At 59.3% G+C, this 19,916-nt stretch carries 20 protein-coding genes; 3 read left to right on the top strand and 17 right to left on the bottom strand.

The annotated features are described in order from the left end of the window. Positions 1 to 40: 40 nt before the first annotated feature. A complete protein-coding gene (locus tag LOY50_RS09135) occupies positions 41 to 385 on the bottom strand; it encodes a YggL family protein (protein ID WP_003199553.1) in 345 nt (114 codons plus the stop codon). Next, positions 375 to 569: a hypothetical protein gene (locus tag LOY50_RS09130; protein ID WP_253472813.1), complete on the bottom strand. Its 195-nt coding sequence runs from the start codon at positions 567 to 569 to the stop codon at positions 375 to 377. The genes LOY50_RS09135 and LOY50_RS09130 overlap by 11 nt, the downstream gene beginning before the upstream one ends. 48 nt (positions 570 to 617) lie before the next feature. Between LOY50_RS09130 and dacB the strand changes: the two genes are divergently transcribed. Further along, a complete protein-coding gene (gene dacB, locus LOY50_RS09125; RefSeq protein WP_253472810.1) occupies positions 618 to 2,084 on the top strand; it encodes a D-alanyl-D-alanine carboxypeptidase/D-alanyl-D-alanine-endopeptidase in 1,467 nt (488 codons plus the stop codon). Positions 2,085 to 2,183: 99 nt separating this feature from the next. Here dacB and LOY50_RS09120 read toward each other — a convergent pair whose 3' ends face one another. Both LOY50_RS09120 and rlmKL read right to left on the bottom strand, forming a co-directional pair. Then, on the bottom strand, positions 2,184 to 4,568 hold the full coding sequence (locus tag LOY50_RS09120) for a GGDEF domain-containing protein (RefSeq protein WP_258690683.1): 2,385 nt from the start codon (positions 4,566 to 4,568) through the stop codon (positions 2,184 to 2,186). Between the two features lie 143 nt (positions 4,569 to 4,711). Beyond that, positions 4,712 to 6,982: a bifunctional 23S rRNA (guanine(2069)-N(7))-methyltransferase RlmK/23S rRNA (guanine(2445)-N(2))-methyltransferase RlmL gene (gene rlmKL / locus LOY50_RS09115; protein ID WP_258690682.1), complete on the bottom strand. Its 2,271-nt coding sequence runs from the start codon at positions 6,980 to 6,982 to the stop codon at positions 4,712 to 4,714. A 531-nt stretch (positions 6,983 to 7,513) separates the two neighbouring features. Between rlmKL and rmf the strand changes: the two genes are divergently transcribed. Further along, on the top strand, positions 7,514 to 7,729 hold the full coding sequence (gene rmf / locus LOY50_RS09110; RefSeq protein WP_003223300.1) for a ribosome modulation factor: 216 nt from the start codon (positions 7,514 to 7,516) through the stop codon (positions 7,727 to 7,729). 386 nt (positions 7,730 to 8,115) lie between these two features. Here rmf and LOY50_RS09105 read toward each other — a convergent pair whose 3' ends face one another. The 11 genes from LOY50_RS09105 to LOY50_RS09055 form a co-directional block, all read right to left on the bottom strand. After that, entirely contained in the window at positions 8,116 to 9,135 is a 1,020-nt protein-coding gene (locus LOY50_RS09105) for a quinone-dependent dihydroorotate dehydrogenase (protein WP_258690681.1), read from the bottom strand. A 97-nt stretch (positions 9,136 to 9,232) separates the two neighbouring features. After that, positions 9,233 to 10,588, bottom strand: a complete 1,356-nt coding sequence (locus LOY50_RS09100) for a hypothetical protein (RefSeq protein ID WP_258690680.1) — start codon at positions 10,586 to 10,588, stop codon at positions 9,233 to 9,235. A gap of 47 nt (positions 10,589 to 10,635) precedes the next feature. Next, on the bottom strand, positions 10,636 to 11,073 hold the full coding sequence (locus LOY50_RS09095; RefSeq protein WP_258690679.1) for a hypothetical protein: 438 nt from the start codon (positions 11,071 to 11,073) through the stop codon (positions 10,636 to 10,638). After that, complete coding sequence (locus tag LOY50_RS09090; protein ID WP_258690678.1) at positions 11,063 to 11,770, bottom strand: oxygen-regulated invasion protein OrgB; 708 nt, start codon at positions 11,768 to 11,770, stop codon at positions 11,063 to 11,065. The genes LOY50_RS09095 and LOY50_RS09090 overlap by 11 nt, the downstream gene beginning before the upstream one ends. Further along, positions 11,742 to 12,308 (bottom strand): secretion system protein, encoded by a 567-nt coding sequence (locus tag LOY50_RS09085; RefSeq protein ID WP_258690677.1) that lies wholly within the window; start codon positions 12,306 to 12,308, stop codon positions 11,742 to 11,744. The genes LOY50_RS09090 and LOY50_RS09085 overlap by 29 nt, the downstream gene beginning before the upstream one ends. Then, positions 12,295 to 13,017, bottom strand: a complete 723-nt coding sequence (locus LOY50_RS09080; protein ID WP_258690676.1) for an EscJ/YscJ/HrcJ family type III secretion inner membrane ring protein — start codon at positions 13,015 to 13,017, stop codon at positions 12,295 to 12,297. Before LOY50_RS09080 ends, LOY50_RS09085 begins: the two co-directional genes overlap by 14 nt. Next, positions 13,014 to 13,322, bottom strand: a complete 309-nt coding sequence (gene sctI / locus LOY50_RS09075; RefSeq protein WP_258690675.1) for a type III secretion system inner rod subunit SctI — start codon at positions 13,320 to 13,322, stop codon at positions 13,014 to 13,016. The genes LOY50_RS09080 and sctI overlap by 4 nt, the downstream gene beginning before the upstream one ends. Before the next feature lie 58 nt (positions 13,323 to 13,380). Beyond that, a complete protein-coding gene (gene sctF, locus LOY50_RS09070; RefSeq protein ID WP_258690674.1) occupies positions 13,381 to 13,644 on the bottom strand; it encodes a type III secretion system needle filament subunit SctF in 264 nt (87 codons plus the stop codon). A 3-nt stretch (positions 13,645 to 13,647) separates the two neighbouring features. Continuing rightward, positions 13,648 to 14,823: a PrgH/EprH family type III secretion apparatus protein gene (locus LOY50_RS09065; RefSeq protein ID WP_258690673.1), complete on the bottom strand. Its 1,176-nt coding sequence runs from the start codon at positions 14,821 to 14,823 to the stop codon at positions 13,648 to 13,650. A 129-nt stretch (positions 14,824 to 14,952) separates the two neighbouring features. After that, entirely contained in the window at positions 14,953 to 15,417 is a 465-nt protein-coding gene (locus LOY50_RS09060; RefSeq protein WP_258690672.1) for a transglycosylase SLT domain-containing protein, read from the bottom strand. After that, positions 15,414 to 16,595 (bottom strand): winged helix-turn-helix domain-containing protein, encoded by a 1,182-nt coding sequence (locus LOY50_RS09055; RefSeq protein WP_258690671.1) that lies wholly within the window; start codon positions 16,593 to 16,595, stop codon positions 15,414 to 15,416. The genes LOY50_RS09060 and LOY50_RS09055 overlap by 4 nt, the downstream gene beginning before the upstream one ends. Positions 16,596 to 16,968: 373 nt before the next feature. Between LOY50_RS09055 and LOY50_RS09050 the strand changes: the two genes are divergently transcribed. Beyond that, positions 16,969 to 18,198 (top strand): hypothetical protein, encoded by a 1,230-nt coding sequence (locus LOY50_RS09050; protein WP_258690670.1) that lies wholly within the window; start codon positions 16,969 to 16,971, stop codon positions 18,196 to 18,198. A 255-nt stretch (positions 18,199 to 18,453) separates the two neighbouring features. Here LOY50_RS09050 and LOY50_RS09045 read toward each other — a convergent pair whose 3' ends face one another. Together LOY50_RS09045 and LOY50_RS09040 are read right to left on the bottom strand one after the other, a co-directional pair. Next, entirely contained in the window at positions 18,454 to 18,714 is a 261-nt protein-coding gene (locus LOY50_RS09045; RefSeq protein WP_258690669.1) for a phosphopantetheine-binding protein, read from the bottom strand. A gap of 86 nt (positions 18,715 to 18,800) precedes the next feature. Then, the gene (locus tag LOY50_RS09040) at positions 18,801 to 19,907 is read right to left on the bottom strand and encodes an IpaD/SipD/SspD family type III secretion system needle tip protein (protein ID WP_258690668.1); all 1,107 of its coding nucleotides are present in this window, start codon (positions 19,905 to 19,907) and stop codon (positions 18,801 to 18,803) included. Positions 19,908 to 19,916: the final 9 nt, after the last annotated feature.

Here is a 19,916-nt window from a genome sequence, read left to right as displayed (position 1 = left end):
AAAAAAACCGGCGCCCGAAAGGGCTGCCGGTTTCTGACCATCAAGCGACCGGATTGATCGGCTTTTCCGGGTACCAGACGTCCATCAGCGGGCTGACTTCAACGCTGGTCAGCTCAGGACGTGCCTTGAGCCAGGCTTCAACGGCAGCGCGCTGCTCTTCGGAAACCGAGCCACGCTTCTGCAGGCAAACCAGACCGTAGTCGTCGCCGCCGACGTAGCCCAGGCCGTTGGCTTCCATGGCTTCTTTCAGGAAAGCGTCGAGGAAAGCGTCAATAGCCTCATCGGCCAGATCTTCTTTGAAATCCAGGTTCAGTTCGAAACCCAGCTCTTGAAATTCATCCACGCACAGTTTTTTGCGCAGACGCTGGGAACGGTTAGTCGCCATTGGAACAATCCTCATAAGTAATAACGGCCGGCACTTTACCAGTTTGGTGCGCCGATTGCCCGACTGATCGGGCGTATCGACCTACCGTCGGTAAAAAATAGCGGCCGAAGGGCTCAGGCACGGCCCAAGCGGCTGCGGCTTGGGGCATAATGCCGACACTTTCATGACCGTTGAGGGCGTTCATTTTCATGTCCTCGTTATTTTCCCCCTCGCCCGTAGGGTTTTATTTCAAATGATCAAATCTTTGCGTCCACTGCTTCTGGCCAGCCTTCTTCTTCCCCTGGCCCTCCCTGTCACCACCTACGCCGCCACCATCAACACCGCCCTGTCGCCCAACGTGCAAAAGGCCCTCAAGGCCAGCAAGCTGCAGGACGACGCGCTGTCCCTGGTGATGGTGCCGCTCAACGGTCCCGGCACCCCGACCCTGTACAACGCCGACGTTTCGGTTAACCCCGCTTCCACCATGAAACTGGTGACCACCTACGCGGCCCTGGAGATGCTCGGCCCCAATCACCAGTGGAAAACCGAGTTCTACACCGACGGCACCCTCAGCGGCGGGATCCTCAACGGCAACCTGTACCTCAAGGGCGGCGGTGATCCCAAGCTGAACATGGAAAAACTCTGGCTGCTGATGCGCGACCTGCGGGCCAACGGCGTGCAGCAGGTCACCGGCGACCTGGTGCTGGACCGCGGCTTCTTCATCCAGCCGCAACTGCCCGAATTCAACGACGACGGCAACGACGAAAACAAACCGTTCCTGGTCAAGCCCGACTCGTTGCTGGTCAACCTCAAGGCCCTGCGCTTCGTCGCCCGCAATGACGGCGGCCGGGTGCTGGTGTCGGTGGAGCCACCGATTGCGAGTATTCGCATCGACAACCAGGTCAAGGCCGTCAACTCCAAGCAGTGCGCCGGTGGCGTGCGCTACAACCCGGTGGCCCAGACGGACGGCAGCGTGACGGTGACCGTCGGCGGCCAGCTCGGTGACGGTTGCAGCTCCCAGACCTACCTGTCGCTGCTGGACCATGCCACCTACACCGCAGGAGCGGTGCGGGCGATCTGGAAAGAGCTGGGCGGCAGCATCCAGGGCACGGACCGCCTGGCCGCGACCCCGAGCAACGCCAAGGTGCTGGCCCGGGCATTCTCCCCGGACCTGGCGGAGATCATCCGCGACATCAACAAATACAGTAACAACACCATGGCCCAGCAACTGTTCCTGAGCCTCGGCGCGCAGTTCCGTAACGAAGCCGACGGTGATGACGCCAAGGCCGCGCAACGGGTGGTGCGCCAGTGGTTGGCCAAGAAAGGCATCACCGCGCCGCACCTGGTTATGGAGAACGGCTCCGGCCTGTCCCGCGCCGAACGGGTCAGCGCCCGGGAAATGGCGGCCATGCTGCAAGCCGCCTGGCGCAGCCCGTACTCGGCCGAGTTCATCAGCTCGATGCCGATTGCCGGCACCGACGGCACCATGCGCAAACGCCTGAAGACCACCGCCATGGCCGGCGAAGCCCACGTCAAGACCGGCACCCTGAACACCGTCCGCGCCATCGCCGGCTTCAGCCGTGACATCAATGGCAACACCTGGGTGGTGGTGGCGATTCTCAACGATCCAAAACCATGGGGTGCCTCGTCGGTGCTGGACCAGGTGCTGCTGGACCTGTACCGCCAGCCGAAACTGCCGCAGACGGCTTCGGTGCTCTGACACAGCACAAACCCAATGTGGGAGCGAGCTTGCTCGCGATAGCGGTATGTCATTCAGTCTATTCATCAACTGAACCACCGATATCGCGATGATATGTGGCTAACCCAACTGCACCTCAACCCGATCCCGCCCGGCCTGCTTGGCCGCATACACGCCCGAGTCAGCCCTTAGCAGCAGCGCATCGGCGCCCTCCCCGGCGCGCCAGGTGGCGATACCGAAGCTGGCGGTGACAAACCCCACACCCTCGATGGGCGCCGCCCGCAAGCCTTCCCACAGCTCCAATGCCAAGGTGTAGGCATTTTCGCTGTCAGTGTCCGGGCACAGCACGACGAACTCTTCCCCACCCAGCCGGCAAAATACATCGGTGCGCCGCAACCGCTGGGCGACGCGCTGACAAACCGCCTGCAACACCCGGTCGCCCACTGCGTGGCCATGCTGGTCGTTGATGCGCTTGAAGTGGTCGATGTCGAGCATGATGACCGCCAGCCCCCCGGAACCGCGCTCGACCCGGGCCATCTCCGAGGTCAGGCGATCCTGGAAATAGCGACGGTTGCGAATGCCGGTCAAGGCATCGGTCACGGACAACGCCCGCAGCTCTTCTTCCACGCGCTTGAGGTCGGAAATATCCGAGATATAGCCGTGCCACAACACCCCGCCGCCGGGCAGTTCCTCGGGCGTGGCCTCGCCGCGCACCCAGCGCTGGCCGCGCACGGGCAATTGCACCCGATACTCTTCCCGCCACGGGCTCAAGGTGCGGGCCGAAGTACGAACCGAAGCGCGGACACGCGGACTGTCCAGCGGATGAATACGCGAGAAAATCGCCTCGGCGTTCTGCACCAGCACATCGGGTTCCAGCTCATAGATGTCGCGAATGCCGTCACTGGCATAGATCACGCTGAAGCGCCCACTGAAATCCATTTTGAACTGGTAGATGCCCCCGGGTACATGGGCACTGAGCTTTTTCAGCAACAGGTCACGGGCGGCCAATGCTTCGTGGACGCGCTTGCGTTCGGTGATGTCGATGCAGATCGCCAGGTGCCCGACCCACAGCCCCTGGTCATCGAGCATCGGTGTGGCGAGCATGTTCACGGTCAGGTGGCTGCCATCGCGGCGCACCAGGGTCCACTCCCGCGCCTGTTGCCCGCCCTGCTCGCCGCCCTCGAGCAGCATCGCGTGGCACGTCGGAATCGGCTTGCCAAAGCGCGCGCCGAGCTGGGCGGCGCGGGCCTGGAGTTCGCGCGGTACATGCAGGCTTTCCAGGGTCATGCTCTGCAGGACCTCGTAGCTCGGGTAGCCGAGCATCTGTTCGGCACCGGCGTTGAAGGTGGTGATGACGCCGCGCAGGTCGGTGGCGATGATCGCGACCTGGGTCGCGGCATCCAGCACACCGCGCAACTGACCGTGGGTTCCGCGCAGCTCCTGCTCCCGGGCGCGCAGTTCACGGGTGCGTTGCTCTACCAGTTTCAAGGCCCGCTGCCGCTGGCTGACCAGCACATAGAGCAAGGCGCTGAGCAGCAGGCTGAGCAAGCCGCCGAGTATCACCATGGTCGTGACCGAAGAATGATTGGTCGACAGGAACACCTGACTGGGCCGTAACTCCACCCGGTAGTCGCGATCGGCCAGGCGCAACAGGCGGGTCGCCGCCAAATCGCTCTGGCCAGGCGGGTTGCGGGACTCGAACAATGCCTCCTCGCCGTTTTTGGTAGACGGGTCCATGACCCGCATCGACAGATTGTCGTGACCGGACGCCGGCAGCCCCTCGCCCGCCAGTTGCCGCATGCTGATGACCGCCACCACATATCCGAGCGGTTCGCTGGCCGACTCCCTGATCACCGGCGCGACCAGCAGTAGCCCGCGGGAAAATGCCGGGTCAGCGCCCATCAAGTCCACGGGTTGCGAGGCCACCAACCCGCCGTGCTGGCGGGCCCGCTCGAGGGTGGCGCGGCGCACGGGTTCGGAAAGCAGGTCCAGGCCCAGCGGTGTCCCGTAGGACGCCTGGCTCTGGATGTAGAGCAGCGGTGCGTATTCGTCTCGTTCGGCGGCCGGTCGCAGGCCTCCGTGGCCGTCCGCCTCGCGGATCGTAAATTGAGTGGCCCCTTCTGCCTGCGCCCGCTGTTCGAACGCTTGCCGCTCGTCGCGCAGCACCCTGGGCACCCAAGCGAAGGCCCGGGTACGGCGCAACAGCGCGACGGCGTAACCACGAAATTCGCTGTTGGAGACCCTTTCGGAGTTGGCAAAAAAGCGTCCGAGACTGCCGAGGAGTTGCTCCTCGTCCTGGAACTGTTCCTCAATGCGGCTGAAACGCTCCTCGACTTCCATCTCGAAACGCTGGCGCAGTTGTTGATTGACCAGGTTCATCATCGCCCAGGTCAGCACGCCAGTCAGGAAGGCACCCGCCAGCAGCACCAGCGAAGCCACCAGCCAGGCCGATACATCTTCGCTGATAAAGCCCAGGATCCTGGGGCGCACCTGATGCAATGCCATAAACACAACTCAGAGAGGAACCAGGCATAGGCGCTGCCCTGGACACAGCCTAAGTTATAGCTATTCGCCACCACTTTGACCAGTCCCCAAACGAGGCTAGAAGCCTTGAACTACAAGGCTTCGTGGATCCAATCAGCCCCGACTCAACGCGCCATGATCTTCCAGGCGCGGTGGATCTTGCCGTTGCGGGCAAAATCCGGATCGATCGTCTTGGCGGTGATTTCTTCCACCGCATAACGCTCGCCGAGGTTGTCCTCGAGCTGGAACTTGCGGAAGTTGTTGGAGAAATACAGCACACCGCCCGGCGCCAGGCGCGCCATGGCCAGGTCCAGCAACTGGACGTGGTCACGCTGCACATCGAACACGCCTTCCATGCGCTTGGAGTTGGAGAAGGTCGGCGGGTCGATGAAGATCAGGTCGTACTCGTCACGGCTGGCTTCCAGCCAGGCCATCACGTCGCCCTGCTCCAGGCGATTCTTGTCGGAAAAACCATTGAGCGACAGGTTGCGCCGCGCCCAGTCCAGGTAGGTCTTGGACAAGTCAACGCTGGTGGTACTGCGCGCCCCGCCCTTGGCAGCGTGGACGCTGGCGGTCGCGGTGTAGCAGAACAGGTTGAGGAAGCGCTTGCCGGCCGCCTCTTTCTGGATCCGCAGGCGCATCGGCCGATGGTCGAGAAACAGCCCGGTGTCCAGGTAGTCGGTGAGGTTGACCAGCAGCTTCACGCCGCCTTCATTGACCTCGGTGAACTTGCCCTGGGCGCTCTGGCGCTCGTACTGCTTGGTGCCGCTCTGACGCTCGCGGCGCTTGATCACCACGCGGTTCTTGTCGATGTTCAGCGCCTGGGGAATCGCCGCCAGGGCGTCGAACAGCCGGGCCGAGGCTTTTTCCGGGTCGATGGACTTCGGCGCGACGTATTCCTGGACGTGTACCCAGTCGTGGTACAGGTCGATGGCCATGGAGTATTCCGGCATGTCGGCATCGTAGACCCGGTAGCAGTCCACGCCTTCACGCTTGGCCCACTTACTCAGCAACTTGAGGTTCTTTTGCAGGCGATTGGCGAACATCTGCCCGCCTTCGCTCAACCGCGCCTGCTCGACCACAGGGGCCGGCGCCGGTGCTGGCTTGATCGGGTTGCCGTTCTTGTTGTACTGGCGCTCTTGCGGTACTTCCGGGGCCTGATCGTAGGCGGCCTGCTCACGCTCGGCCTGACGCTGTTCCGGGGTGCGACGTTCGCCAGTGACGAACTGGTCCGGCAACACCTTGATCAGCAGCAACTTGCACGGCAAGGCGCCGTTCCAGAACGAATACTGCTTGTGGCTGCGAATGCCCATGCGCTTGCCCAGGTCCGGCGCGCCGGTAAATACCGCCGCCTCCCAGTTCAGGCAAGCCTGGCGCAGACGCTCGCCGAGGTTCTGGTAGAGGTAAAGCAGGCTGGCTTCATCGCCCAGACGCTCGCCGTACGGCGGGTTGCAGATCACCAGGCCCTTCTGGTTCTGGTCCGGACGCGGCTCGAAGGTGGCGACTTCGCCCTGATAGATCTTGATCCACTCGCTCAGGCCGGCACGTTCGACGTTGTTACGGCCTGGTTGGATCAGCCGTGGGTCGGCTTCGTAGCCGCGAATCCACAACGGTGGCTTGGCCAGGCCGGCAGCGGCGCGCTCGGTGGCTTCTTCGTGGAGTTTCTTCCACAACGCCGGCACGTGGCCAAGCCAGGCGGTGAAGCCCCACTGCTGGCGACGCAGGTTCGGCGCCATGTCGGCGGCGATCATGCCGGCTTCAACCAGGAACGTGCCGACACCGCACATCGGGTCGGCCAGTGCCCCGCCTTCAGCGGCGATGCGCGGCCAACCGGCGCGGATCAGGATCGCGGCGGCGAGGTTTTCCTTCAGCGGCGCGGCACCTTGCTGCAGGCGATAACCGCGCTGGTGCAGGCTGTGGCCGGAGAGGTCGAGGGAGAGGATCGCTTCGCCGCGGTCCAGGCGCAGGTGGATGCGCAGATCCGGGTTGAGCTTGTCGATGGACGGTCGCTCGCCCGACGGCGTGCGCAGCTTGTCGACGATGGCGTCCTTGACTTTCAAGGCACCGAAATGGGTGTTGTCGATGCCCGAGCCGTGGCCACTGAACTCTACCGCCAGGGTGCCATCGGCCAGCATGTGGTCTTGCCAGTCAACATCCAGCACACCGTGGTAGAGGTCTTCGGCGTCCTTCATCGGGAAGCGCTTGAGCACCAGCAACACGCGGTTGGCCAGGCGCGACCACAGGCACAGGCGATACGCCGTTTCCATGTCGGCCATGCCGCGCACGGCCGAGGTGTGCTCGCGCGCCTCTTCAAGGCCAAGCCCGACGGCTTCCTCGATGAGCAGGCCTTCGAGGCCCTTGGGGCAAGTGAGGAAGAGTTCGAAACGATCGGACATGGGATTTCCAGAGCCTTTGGCTAAGTGGACCGGGCAACGCATTGCCGGGCCGGGTTCAATCAGGTGCTTTTCTCAAGAGCACCCGCGTGGCACGAAAGTGTGCCGTGCCGCCCTCGCCGCTCAGGTTAAAAGAGCTTAGATGCGAAGGCAGAAAAAAAATTCTGTGCAACAAATTGTGAAAACTCGACCCTTTCGTCGAATAGTACCCGAGTGCAACGGGAGGACATTCTCATCCGAGCCAGGCCTACCCCTTTCGGCGCAGGGCCGATCATACAGGGGTCTTGCTCAAAAGCGGTCAACGAACATCAAGTTACTTATCGCCCTAACATCTTTATTGTTACGTGCTTATGACAAAACGATCATTCCATCCATGTGACGCTTTGGTTAGAACTCAACACAGGTTGACGTCGCAACGGCGTCAACACCTCGGCTCGTCACGCCGGCAACGAGCCACCAACGGCAGAATGATTCTGCCCCGGCCTCGATAGAGGTCGACGCTAAGTAACAGTCAACAAGTGAGGGCAACACCCTATGAGAAGACTTAAGCGTGATCCGTTGGAAAGAGCATTTTTACGTGGTTACCAATATGGCGTTGGTGGTAAATCCCGTGAGCTTTGCCCCTTTACTCTACCGTCGGTACGTCAAGCCTGGATCAATGGCTGGCGAGAAGGACGCGGCGACAACTGGGACGGTATGACCGGCACTGCGGGTATCCACAGACTCAACGAACTTCACGCCGTCGGCTGACACAGGGCTTAATACTCAAGAACTCGACAATTTGACACCCATATCGATTTAACCACGCACGTCCCATCCGGACGGCGGGCTACGGCCCAGGGGGCTCCTTCGAGGAGCCCTTTTTAATGCCTGGGTTTCATGAACGCTGTGAGTGCCTGAGCTTCATGGACACTTATGAATGCCTGAGCTGTGAACATTATTGTGGCGAGGGAGCTTGCTCCCGCTGGGCTGCGCCCTGTAGGAGCTGCCGAGTGCAACGAGGCTGCGATCTTGTTCCAGACAATTGAGTCGAGAGCGAACGATCAGGATCAAAAGATCGCAGGCTACGCCAGCTCCTACAGAGTCCAGCGGGAGCAAGCTCCCTCGCCACAGATGGATCTGACTAACCCTGGGAATCAACCCAACGCCGCAATCGCATCCACCGATTCACGAATCAACGCCGGCCCCTTGTAGATAAAGCCCGAATAAATCTGCACCAGGCTCGCCCCTGCGGTGATCTTCTCGGCGGCGTGGTGGCCTTCGGTAATCCCGCCCGCGGCGATGATCGGCAAGCGCCCCGCCAATTCAGCGGCCAGCACCTTCACGGTGTGGGTGCTCTTGTCACGCACGGGCGCGCCAGACAAACCGCCCGCCTCGTCACCGTGTTCCAGCCCTTCGACACCTTCGCGCCCCAGGGTCGTGTTGGTGGCGATTACCGCGTCCATGCCCGTCTCGATCAGGGCCTGGGCCACCTGGGTGGTCTCTTCGTCGGTCATGTCCGGGGCGATCTTGATTGCCAGCGGCACGTGCCGGCCGTGAATCAACGCCAGTTCCGCACGACGACGGGCCAGGTCGGCCAGCAGTTGCTTGAGCGAATCACCGAATTGCAGGCTGCGCAGCCCCGGGGTGTTGGGGGAGCTGACGTTGACGGTCACGTAGCTGGCGTGGGCGTAGACCTTGTCCAGGCAGATCAGGTAGTCGTCAACGGCGTGTTCCACCGGCGTATCGAAATTCTTGCCGATGTTGATGCCCAGCACGCCCTTGTATTTGGCCGCGGCCACACGGGCCAGCAGATGATCGACGCCCAGGTTGTTGAACCCCATGCGATTGATGATCGCCTCGGCTTGCGGCAGGCGGAAAAGCCGTGGCTTGGGGTTGCCCGGCTGCGGTCGGGGGGTGACGGTGCCGATTTCCACGAAACCGAAACCCAACTGGGCGAACCCGTCGATGGCCGCGCCATTCTTGTCCAGGCCCGCCGCCAACCCGACCGGGTTGGGGAACTCCAGGCCCATGACCGTCACCGGCAATTTCGCCGGGGCCTTGCACAGCAACCCATTGAGGCCCAAACGTCCGCCCGCACCGATCAGGTCCAGGGACAAGTCGTGGGAGGTTTCCGGGGAAAGTTTGAACAGCAGCTCACGGGCCAGGGTGTACATGGGTGGGTTTGACTCGTTCGAAGAAATGAGGCGCGGATTATAGCGGGGTGGAGGGATGGGAGCGAGCAACCGATGGTTGTCGGCTCCTCGGTTTCGGTCAAGGAAGGGGCGTATCCAGGGCATAAGTGTTGCGAGTGTCTTTTGAGGTGCCATAGCTGAGAAAGACGTAAAGAAGCATCATCGTCGCAGCAAGACAACAGTTGACAATATGGCCTTGGTTATCGTCGCTGATCTCGGTTCCACTTAGCCATAACGCTACTGCGCCTCCGACCAGGTTGACAGCGTGACCAAACGAGAGACGTAGCCCCCCAAGGGTCGCCGCATCCGCCAAATGGGTTCCAGTGGGCAGCCGGAGGCCAGCGCGCACCTTCAATTTCATTTGTTGCAAAGAATCCGGATCAGAAAATACCGAGTCCAGTCCTCGCGAGGGGGATAGCAAACATCTGGAGAAAATCGAGAAGGCCTTATCGCCTATCATTGCGAAACCGTTCAGCCCAGCCTGAATAGCATCCGCCCCGAAATCGTAACTCAACTGCGCGGCCGCCCTGGCAGGACCGCTCAACGGCATAAGGCTAACCACTTCCCTCAACGCACCGAAGACCACTCCATGAAACGCAGCTGTAGCCACGTTTGACTTCAAATTCGGAAGTCCTGCGTTGTCAACTTTCAAATGACTGACGAGTTCAGCCGCAGCCCTGGCCCCGTTATAGGCAAGGCCGCCGACTGAGGGGAGTAGCTTCGAGGCCGTGCCCGTCACACCTGCCGCGATCGTACTTCCCATCACCGCGCTTGCCATGCAGAGACACGACACTATCGAAAGCGCGGTCGGTCGCTCCCCAGTTGCGTACCACTCGCCGATTTTTCCCGCCAACATTAGCGCAGGGCCCGTCATCGCCAGCGCAACAGCCGCCCACGCCTGAGAGGCCTCAGGTGTATCACCTTCGCCAATAGCATCCACAACCAGAGAGGCAATGTACTCGCGCAAAAGGGTAGCCAGCACAATGATTGTCCCTGTGTGCATGGCGATATTCAGCGCATTGAGCCCTGGCCCCTTGGCGGCTTCGAGTAATCCCAACCCTGCCTCAAGCACAGCCTTCAGTCGACCCTCTCGGGTTTCGGTGCCTGTGGCTCCTACATTTAAGGTGGCAAAAATCCCGTTTTTTTCATCTCCTTCGGGTATGTCACCGTTGTAGACGTATCGCTCAATTTGCACCACCGCATCCATGTCCGACTCCCCCAAGCCAGTCTTTAATTCCCCAACGTATGGATTTGTCGCGCGGTCCATAAGCTCGAAACCGGCTGTAATTTCTCGATTTGTTCCTAGCGACTTCACGCTAAAATCCCCAATCTCCAACTTCGAAGCATCAAGTGGACTGATCGTAGATTCTAAGGATGAAACGCTGCCGGACGCCGTGGAAGCTATTGAAGGGGTAAATGAAGTATCAACTCGCATATGTGTTTCTCCTTGTTATTTTTATAAGCGTTATTCTTAAGCGTCTCTCACCACTCACTCTTCTCCCAAGCCTCATCCCCCATCGGCTGGAACACCTCCCGCATAAAACCCTTGACGAAAACATCCATCGCAAATGCCAACCCATTGGCACCGCTGACCTCTTTATAAAGCTGCGACTTTTCCAACCCCTCGTTCTTCAATCGCACCAAAACCTGCAGCGTGATCGCCATCAACGCCCGGGCGGTGGGGTACGCAGCCGTTTCACCATCCGGTCCCCGCAGTGTGCGGAGAAACTCATGAATCGCCTTCTCCCCCTGACCTTCCATGGCCAGCAGCAATTGGTACAAGTGCTCGAACTCAGGGTCCGGGCGTTTGCTGTCAGGTGCTTGCTCGCGGGCCGCCAGGAGCCGCGATTCCAGGGTCTGGACCGACTCATTCGCGTCGTGATCGAGCAGACTGGAAACCGTCATGGATTCAATCTTCATGGCGAACCTCGGCAGTGTCGGTTGGCGCGAAACCGGTGAAGCTTGCGCACACGTCCGCCAGCGCCTGCCTTGAGGCCTGATCCAACAAGCGCACCGTCTCCGGCAGGTTGGCGAGGCTCGCCAGTAACCGGGGCACCAGCCGTTCCCGGGTCGCCTCGACATCGAACTCCAGCAGTTGATCCGCCAGGCGCAGCACATAGCGGTCTTGCGGGTGATATTCCAGGATCAGCTCGCCGTTCCATCGCCTGCCCACGCTCTCACACAGCGCTTGGCCGCGTGGACGGCAATGCATTGGCAACAACAGGTGCAGGACCGCGCCCGAGTCGCCCGCCTGCCCGGCCAGCCAACGTTCCAGCATTTCATCCAGCCACTCGGGGCGACTCAAGGCTTGCCCGAGCAGATCACCAGCGGCCCGGGCCAGATCGCTGCGCAATTGCAGCCCCAGGCTTTGCGATTTCAGCAGGCCTTCAGCCAGATGTTCGCTCGCACGCAGGACGCCTTCGGCATAGCCCTGCTGGAACGCCTGTGCATGCACCGCCTCGACATCACGGTGCGCTTGCTCGAGACACTCCCGCGCGCGGCGTTGGGCCTCCAGCTGTAAGCGCTGGCGACGGCGCGCGGCGGCGATGTCTTCGCGGGCCAGGCGCACGTCTTCGCACGCGGGCAGGTCAGTCAGGGGTCGGATGGAGTCGAGCATGCTGCACCGCTAAGAAGAAAAGAATGGGATCAGGTTTCGCGACTGGCCATTGCCGATGCAGGCGAACGACCGGCTCGGGGAACTGCAGGTCCAGGCGTTCGAGCAAAAGACGAGGCACGTGCTCTCGCCAACTCCACAACGCATTGAGGCCGGCCGCTTCGACCTGCGCCGTCGAAACCGGCGCACACTCGATCGGCAGGCCGCCTCTCGGGCCCAGATTGAAGCTGGCGAACCGGCGAACCGCTCCCGGCAGGCGCAGCAGTGCGGCGCCGCGCGTCAGGTCGGGCATCAAGCGATAGGCACCCATCAGCAAGGCGATATAGGGCAATTGTCGCCAATGGCGAACCCATTGCTTCGCCACACCCGTCAGCGGCGTCGAAGGCCACGGTCCTTGCAGTCCCAACCCTTCGAGCACGATCCGGTTGAGCAACGTGCGCGCCTCGACGCCTTCGAATCCCACCGGTACAACCAGACGCTGGGGATGCAGATACGCCAAAGGCTCGGCGAGGATCTGTTCCAGGCACTCAAGCTCCGACATCACGCCGCCCTGCGCTTGACTGGCGATAGACCCAAGTGCCGCCACCGGCCAACAGCACCGCACTGATCGCCGCCAACCACCACGGCCACGGCGAATGCCCCCGCGTCACAGCCACCGACGGCGCGACATGCTGGGTCGCCGAGCGCTTGGACAGCACCACCGAGACGTTTTCGTACTCCACCGTCGCGAAACTGTTCTTGAGAAAACGCTTGATGTCGGTGATCAGCAACTGCGGCTCGACATCGCGCTCATGCAGCACCACCGCCGCGAGATGAATAGGCGGCGACTTGCGCCCGCCCTCGCCGGCATCCAGGTCGTAACTGACATGGACTCGCGCCGACACCACGCCTTCGAGCACACTCAGCGACTGTTCGATGCGCTGTTCCAGCGCTGAATACAAGCGGGCCTTTTCCGCACGGGGCGAGGCCACCAGGGAATCGGACGGAAACATCTCGGCCACTTGCAGGCGTGGCCGGGAAGGCAGCGAATAGAGATTGAGCAGATCGACGGCAGCGGAAAAATCGAGGGCGTCGATTTTTACCGCATAACCGGTTTTACCGGTGTCGACTTTCACCGCCGCAATGTTGTTGCGTTGCAACACCGACAGCACTTCATTGGCCTGCTGCTGATCCAGCCCTTCCAGCAGGTTCGGCTGGCGGCACCCCACTAGCGCGAGGCACAACAACAGCAGAAGCACGCCCGGTTTCATGATGCACGCAACAGGGTTTCTGCCGTGCCCACGGCTTTGCGCACCAGCACGTTGAGCAAGTTGATATCCACGTTGTACTGCCCTGTCAGCTCCTGCAACTGGGCCAATACTTCAGGGTCGGTGATATCCGGGCGCTGCAACAACTGATTGATCGACGAAACGTCTTGCGCGCTGTCGACGGCGGAACCGGCAAACGCTTCGATCAAGCGCGACTCCAGGGAAACGACCGGGCCTTCCTGCGGGCCACGCAACTCAACGAAGGCGGACCGGGCGATAAGCGACGGGGCAAGATTCTGGATAGACATACGATGCACTCATGAAATGGCCATCGTCACGAGCAATGGCCAGTCGAAAGGGAAAGCGTCAGCGGGCCGCCTGGATGATCGCCATGTCGATATCCTTGAAGCCCTTGATCGTGTTGGTCTGGGCGTTGCGGAACACCGTGTAGGAGGAAAATGCGGTCTGGTAGGCCGCTAGCTTTCCAGGGTCCGAGGCATCGAGCTTGAGGTCCTCCAGCGCTTGATCCAGTGCATCTTTAAGGCCTTGGGCGCCACGCTCGAACGCTGCGGCTTGCTCGCCAAGAAAGTCATCAGGAAACACGGGGAACATGATCGGAATACCAGGCATGGGTCACCTATTCTGGTTGTTTGGAAAATGCCAGGACGAAGGGCTCGTCTTGACGTAGCCCTGGGGGCCGGTTTGAAACGACGTGCCCTTGAGCGCGTCGTCCTTGAGCTCGACAGTGAAATGCACGTAGCGATCCCCCCACTGCCGGTAGAAATCGTCGACGTACTGGCGCGCGGCGGCCAGGTCGGCATCCTGCAGGTTGCCCTCGATGGCGAACGAGAGCCCATCTGCGTGTTCGACCCGGCTGAAGGTCAATGCCAGGCGTTGCAAACCGCCCTGCGCAAGGTCCGCGAGCAGCGCGTCATCCTGCATCTGCAGCACGACATCGCGGGCATACGGCGCCGCCGCGAGCACGGTATCGAGCAGCTTGGCCTCCTTGTCGGGCGTGAGCAGGTTGCGTTGTGCGCTGAGCAACAGCCGCGGCACCGACGGATCCTTGAGGTCCAGGAAGTGCCACGCCAGTTGCGGATCATGGTCGACCAGCAGTTGCTCCAGCCGGCGACGCTCCTGGTCCAGCATCAGTACCTCGCTGTTCAGGCGGGCGTGGCGCGTCAGCACCTGCCGGCTCCAACCGGCATCGCGCTCGGAAGACACGAAGACATAAACCGCCTCATCACGACCGCGCAGCACCTGGACCGGCGCACTGGCGCCGGCGATCAACGCACGAATATCGGTTTCAGGCGACGGCCCCGGCATCGACCAGAGGCTGACCACAGAGACCAACGCAGCCAACGCCAGAGCACCGGCAATCCCGCGGGTCCAATGGGCACGCCATCCGCTGAACACGGCGGCATTGCACGGGCTATCTGCCGGACCAAGACACTCGGGCGCCCAGGATTGATCTGCTGGACGCAAGGCCACTTGCAACCCGCCGAGCTGCACGCGGGTTTGGAAGACGCAGTGACGCACTTCGACCGAATCACCGAGCAAGCGCACCGGCACACCGTCCGGCGTGGCCTGGTCGGCCAGTACCTCGAAATTGCAGCCACCCTCCTCCAGGGGAACGAAGATCGCATCCGCCGGCACGCTGGCAACACGTGCGCCGTCCCCCAACACCTCCACTGCCCCGACGACGAACAGGGTCGTGCCCTCGCCGAGCGGGAATTCGCAGCCCTGCAACGGACCGTTGAGGATCCGCAGGATGCAGGGCTGTAGCGTGGGGGCCGTAGGGACTGTCACCGTCCAAACTCCAGGAAGGTCGAATGAGCAGGTAGGTTAGAAAGGCCGGCCGCAGAATTCCTGATCCAATTCTGCCGATTGCGTGCTGCAAAGGATCAGAATCCTGCGCGGGGCCCGTTCGTGACGCCGTCAGTCCCCGGCCTGGGTGATCACTTGGTAACGTTGCCAGACTTTGCGCGCATAACGCAGCCGCGCCGCTTGGCGATCCGGGGCATTGCCCGCGTTGTAGGCGCCGACCGCCGTCCAGTTGTAACCGTAACGGGCGATAAACCCGGCCAGCACCGAGGCACCGACCTCTACCGACAGGCAAGGCTCATCCAGCAGGCGTTGCTCGGTGATGCCCTGGGCACTCAAGCGCGATAGATGAATGCTGTTGATCTGCATCAGCCCGATATCGCGAGTGCCGTTGCGGTTGTGGTTGATGGCGTCCGAGCGCAGACCTGATTCGACTTCGGCAATCGCTTGGAGCAGTTCGGGCTCGATGGCGTGCAACTGCCCCGCCCTGCTCCAACACCAGGCCTGTGCCTGGGGCGTGCCAAACCCCAGGCCAAGACACACCGGCACGCATAACCAGGTTTTCCGGCGCCGCTTCATGCCAGGCGCCTCTCGCCGATCCACGTCAGCTGTTCGTGAATGCGCACCCGCAAGATCTGCGCCCGGACACAGTCCGGATCATGCGCCAGACACTGGTCGATCATCTGCGCCGCTTGCTCGTTGCGCCGCCAGAACCAGTGATGCCAGGCGTGAAAGTACAACACGTCCGCCTGATCGGCCGACAACAGGCAGCGCCGGAACAACACCTGGGCCGCCTGTTCGCAACCGCGCAAACTGGTGAGCAACGCCAGGCGCGTCAACGCCGGGATGCTGCCGGGGTCCAGCATCAACGCACTGGACACCGCCGCATGCGCCTCTTCGATGGCGCGCTCCGTGTCACCCAGGCCCATCATCACCCGCCCCAGCCACACATCCGCCAAGCCACACCAGGGCGGTGCGTACCCGGCGTCGAGCTTCACGCACTGCCTGAACAGCACGAGGGCATCGCCGAGGCTTTGCACCGTGTGCTGCTGCACGCTGCACAACCCGTTGAGATACGCCACCGCCGCCGAATAGGACCCGCAGCGATCACCGACCGGACGCAACCCGGGTACACACTGGGCCACCAGGCTGGTCAACACGCCAAGCGCCTCCCCAAGATCACAGGCATCCAGCGTCTGCCCATGCAGCAGAGACTGATCGCAGCCACGAATCAACTCGACCGACCAGTGTTGCAACCCACCCGCACCGATAAAACGACCGTTCAAGCAATAATCCGCCGACAACCGCCCGGCCAACGCCCGCACATCGTCCGATACACCGCTGGCCGCGATCAGCCCCGAGGGGATGACATGCAACGCCTCACCGAACGCCGTGGTCAGTTGGCGAATCATCAGGTCCTGCAGATCCAGCGCGGCGATCTCGTCCAGATTGCGCAAAGGCAACACTGCCAACGACGGCGCCACCGCCCTCGCCTGGCTCGGCACATCGAGCTCGACCACGGAACCGGTGAACCGATAACCCTGGCCGTAAACCGTTGCAATGTAGCCCTTGTGCTCCTTGAACAACTTGCGCAAGGCATAGATACAACGGGTCAACGACTCCTCCGCCGCATCCATCCGCGGCCAGACATGATCGAGCAGATAATCCTTACTCACGACCGTACCCGCCGACTTCAGCAGCAGGCGCAGTACGTGCAGTTCTTTGGGTGGAACATGAACTCCTTGTCCATCTCGCATCAGCGTTCCGTCGCTTTGCAGTAGCCAGTGGTCAAAAGCGAATGACTTGACTGGGGTTTGATCAGTTGCACTGTCCATACGTTGAGACTTCTCTATAGAAAGTTACTGAAGCGCGATTGAGCCTGTGGTGGGCACAGGCTCGGGATGGCGAGCTGCGTGACTATAGGAAGATGTGTGGGGGGATTCCGTAGGACTTTAACTTTATAGCTGTAAGAAAACACGACAAGAGCTGTAGGCTTGCGATCAACAGGCCATACCACAAACTCAATTACTACATTCAGTTACCGACAAGCATGATCATGAGCTTTTTGTACAAGCAAATATCTCAGAAGAGACTTTATCGTAACCATCCCTATCCCTGGCAAATAAGATCATGACTATTACAAACATCAGCTCTAACTTTTCAGCCCGTCCTACAACAAACGAAACATCATCTATCAGCACCACCACCGAATTCGCTCCTAAAAAACACGAAAATGAAAAAATCTATCAAAATGTGTTCTCAATGATCAGTGAGCGCTATGAACACTTCCGCCCAGAAACCGAGCTTGGCTTTCAACAACGCCCTGGAGTAACCGCAGACATCGAGCCCATTTCAAAAAAGGATATTATAGCCATACTGGAACATATCAAATCCAACGACAATTTATTGATAAACTGCAAGGAAAATTCCGCCAAAGCGCCATTCTTCAACAAGTTCTATTTAATGTCCAACCCTGAACAGGGTTGGAATCTTCGCCTTCACTCTTTTAATGTCAGAGGTAGCGGTCTTGGAGAAGAAGATAGCCCTCACTACCATCGCTGGACATTAGCATCAAGAGTCTTGGCGGGAGGATATATCAACGTTGAATATCAAGAAGCTCCAAAAACAGCCTCAACCTCACAAAGAGATGCCTTTTCAAAATATGAATTAGCCTCATCGAAATCCCAAGCCAGTAATGAAGCACGCACGGCGAAATATATTTCAGAAGCGGAAATGAAACCCACAGGGAAAGCCTTGTACGCACAGGATGATCTAAATCATTTCCCTATAGTTAAACCACACAGCGTAGAAACGCATGCAGCCGTGATGGGCACGACACTGACCCTTGCCCATACAAGCAAGGCTGCTTCCGATACATCTATATCCTTCAAGAAAAACAACGATATTAAAGCACTTCCAGAAATAAAAATAGAAAGCAACGAAGCCTTCACCAGCATGATTCAAGACCAGATAACCCATCTACAAGTGCTTGTTCTGAGCGACGATCTAAACACATTACTAGTCTCAAAATTCGAAGCCGGCACACCACTTACAGCAGGAGAAGAGAAACACCTGGCCGATTACAAAGAACCAAACTACATGGAAACCTCACTTCTTCCAGCGCTCGCAATCTATCAAATGGAAGCCCACAACGAGATCGAACATCGTGAATTCTCTGAGGATACTGCAGCATTCATTAATATCGAGTTAGCAGAAATGGACAGCGATGCGCTGGAAAAATTAATCTCCCGCAATCAGGATGATTTATTCGATAGACAGCTAACCATTGAAGTCCACGATGAAGAACTAGCCCGACAACTGAACGAGCGTAAAAATACTACTTCGAGCAGTCTTAATTAAACCTTGTAAAGCTGAGACCGTCTTCCGACGGTCTCTATCCCACTCGCCTAGAGAGGCAGTGAATCATCTTAATTGCGCATCTAAATTCTCTTCACGCAAGACACCTCAACACACAGCCCTTGCTCAGCATCAAGCTGAGACCCTAACACTCACACTATAAATATTAACCCCCCAAAACTTACAAAACAGTATCACCCCAAGAACGTCAATCAAACACTTATACCGCTCCACCTTTATCTTACAAAGCTCTGACACTTACCTCAATTTTATATAGCGCGTTACCGAACAGCATATTTCCCGTACCGTCTTCCACTCAGCAACTTCACGCTCGGACAGTTCAATACCGAACACCTCATTTAACCCCAGCACCAATTCAATCAAAGCAATAGAGTCAAGATACAGCTCCTCGACCAGCCGCGAATCAGCCTCGATCAATCGATCACTCTGTGCAAGACTACTCGCCAGCACTTTAACTACCTCCTGTTCAACTTCTATTTTCCTCAATGACTTCACCACACCCCCTCCCATAAAAAATCCGGCAAGCCAACTAATAATTAAGCCATACCGGACTACTAAAAAATTAGCGCTCTTTATTTTTCTCTTCAAAAATTCAACATCGCCCTCAACATATCCGCATACTGATTCAAATGCGCCGACAAGGTCTTATTGAAATTGTCATGATAAGAATTAGCATTCGAATACTTCTGCGTAAACGACTGCAGCATGTTTTTCATGCGTTCCTCCTGGGCGTTGAAGCCGGTTTGCCAGGCGTTGAATTTGGCGGTATCCCAGGTCACCGTGCCGCCGCCCGACGGTAGACTACTTTTCATCGTTGTCAGTGGCCCGGTGTCGATGACGACACACCAAGGACCGTTCGGGGCGGGATTCTGCTTGAGGCAACTTGCAGGTAGGCCGAGTGCCTTGAGCCAGTTTTCTGCCTCTTCCTTAGTGGCGCCTGTTTCAGGTGGTTTGGGAAAGAGGATGGCAGCGGAGTTGGGTAGGGAATATTTTGCGATCAGTCTATCCAATGCATTGCGCAACGCGCCCACATTCAACGTGACCTCCTTGCCGTCGTTCGCCCCTTCGATCCAGTCCTTCATCATCGCGGTGATTTCGCTGTTGAAGTCGGAAAAGAAGTCCGAATAAGCCGCAATGATGTGCTCGTAGCCGGCGAGGTAACCGTTCTTGATCAGGTCGATCAGTTCGAGCAGTTTTTCAAAGAAGTCATTCGATGAGTTGATCGTCGCATCCAAAGCCTCCGTGATCTCACGGGGCTTGTTCTCTTCCAGATGTTCCTGGAGGGCGCGAAGGATCTTGCTTTGTTCGTCATTGAGCTGCTGGCGCTGGCTTTCATCCAAGAGCCCTGTTTTCTGGCTGTGGGTCATCACGGCACCGCACTGGCGCACCTGCACTGCCCACATTTGCGCTCGGTCACGCTTGGAGTGGATCTGTTCGACGAACTCCGCGACGAGGTGTTGTGCTGTGGTCTCGGCGGCCGTGCCTTCCAGAGGCTTGGCGATGATTGACGGGCACTTGAGCAAATGGCCCAGGCTGCGATTCATTGCGTTCATGGACCTTTCGAGCAAATGCACCGGAGGACTGACCGTTTGGATCTCGACAGGTACCTCCGCAGGCGGCGCGGTATCCGTGACGGCCTTCAGGTTCGGCAACAATGGGACTGGCGAATGAAGGGTTTGGGTGATTTCCATAGATCTGTT

The organism is Pseudomonas sp. B21-010 (assembly GCF_024749325.1).
GTDB lineage: Bacteria > Pseudomonadota > Gammaproteobacteria > Pseudomonadales > Pseudomonadaceae > Aquipseudomonas > Aquipseudomonas kilonensis.
The sequence above is the reverse complement of the archived record's forward strand: the minus strand, read 5'-3'. Positions and strand labels throughout refer to the sequence as shown.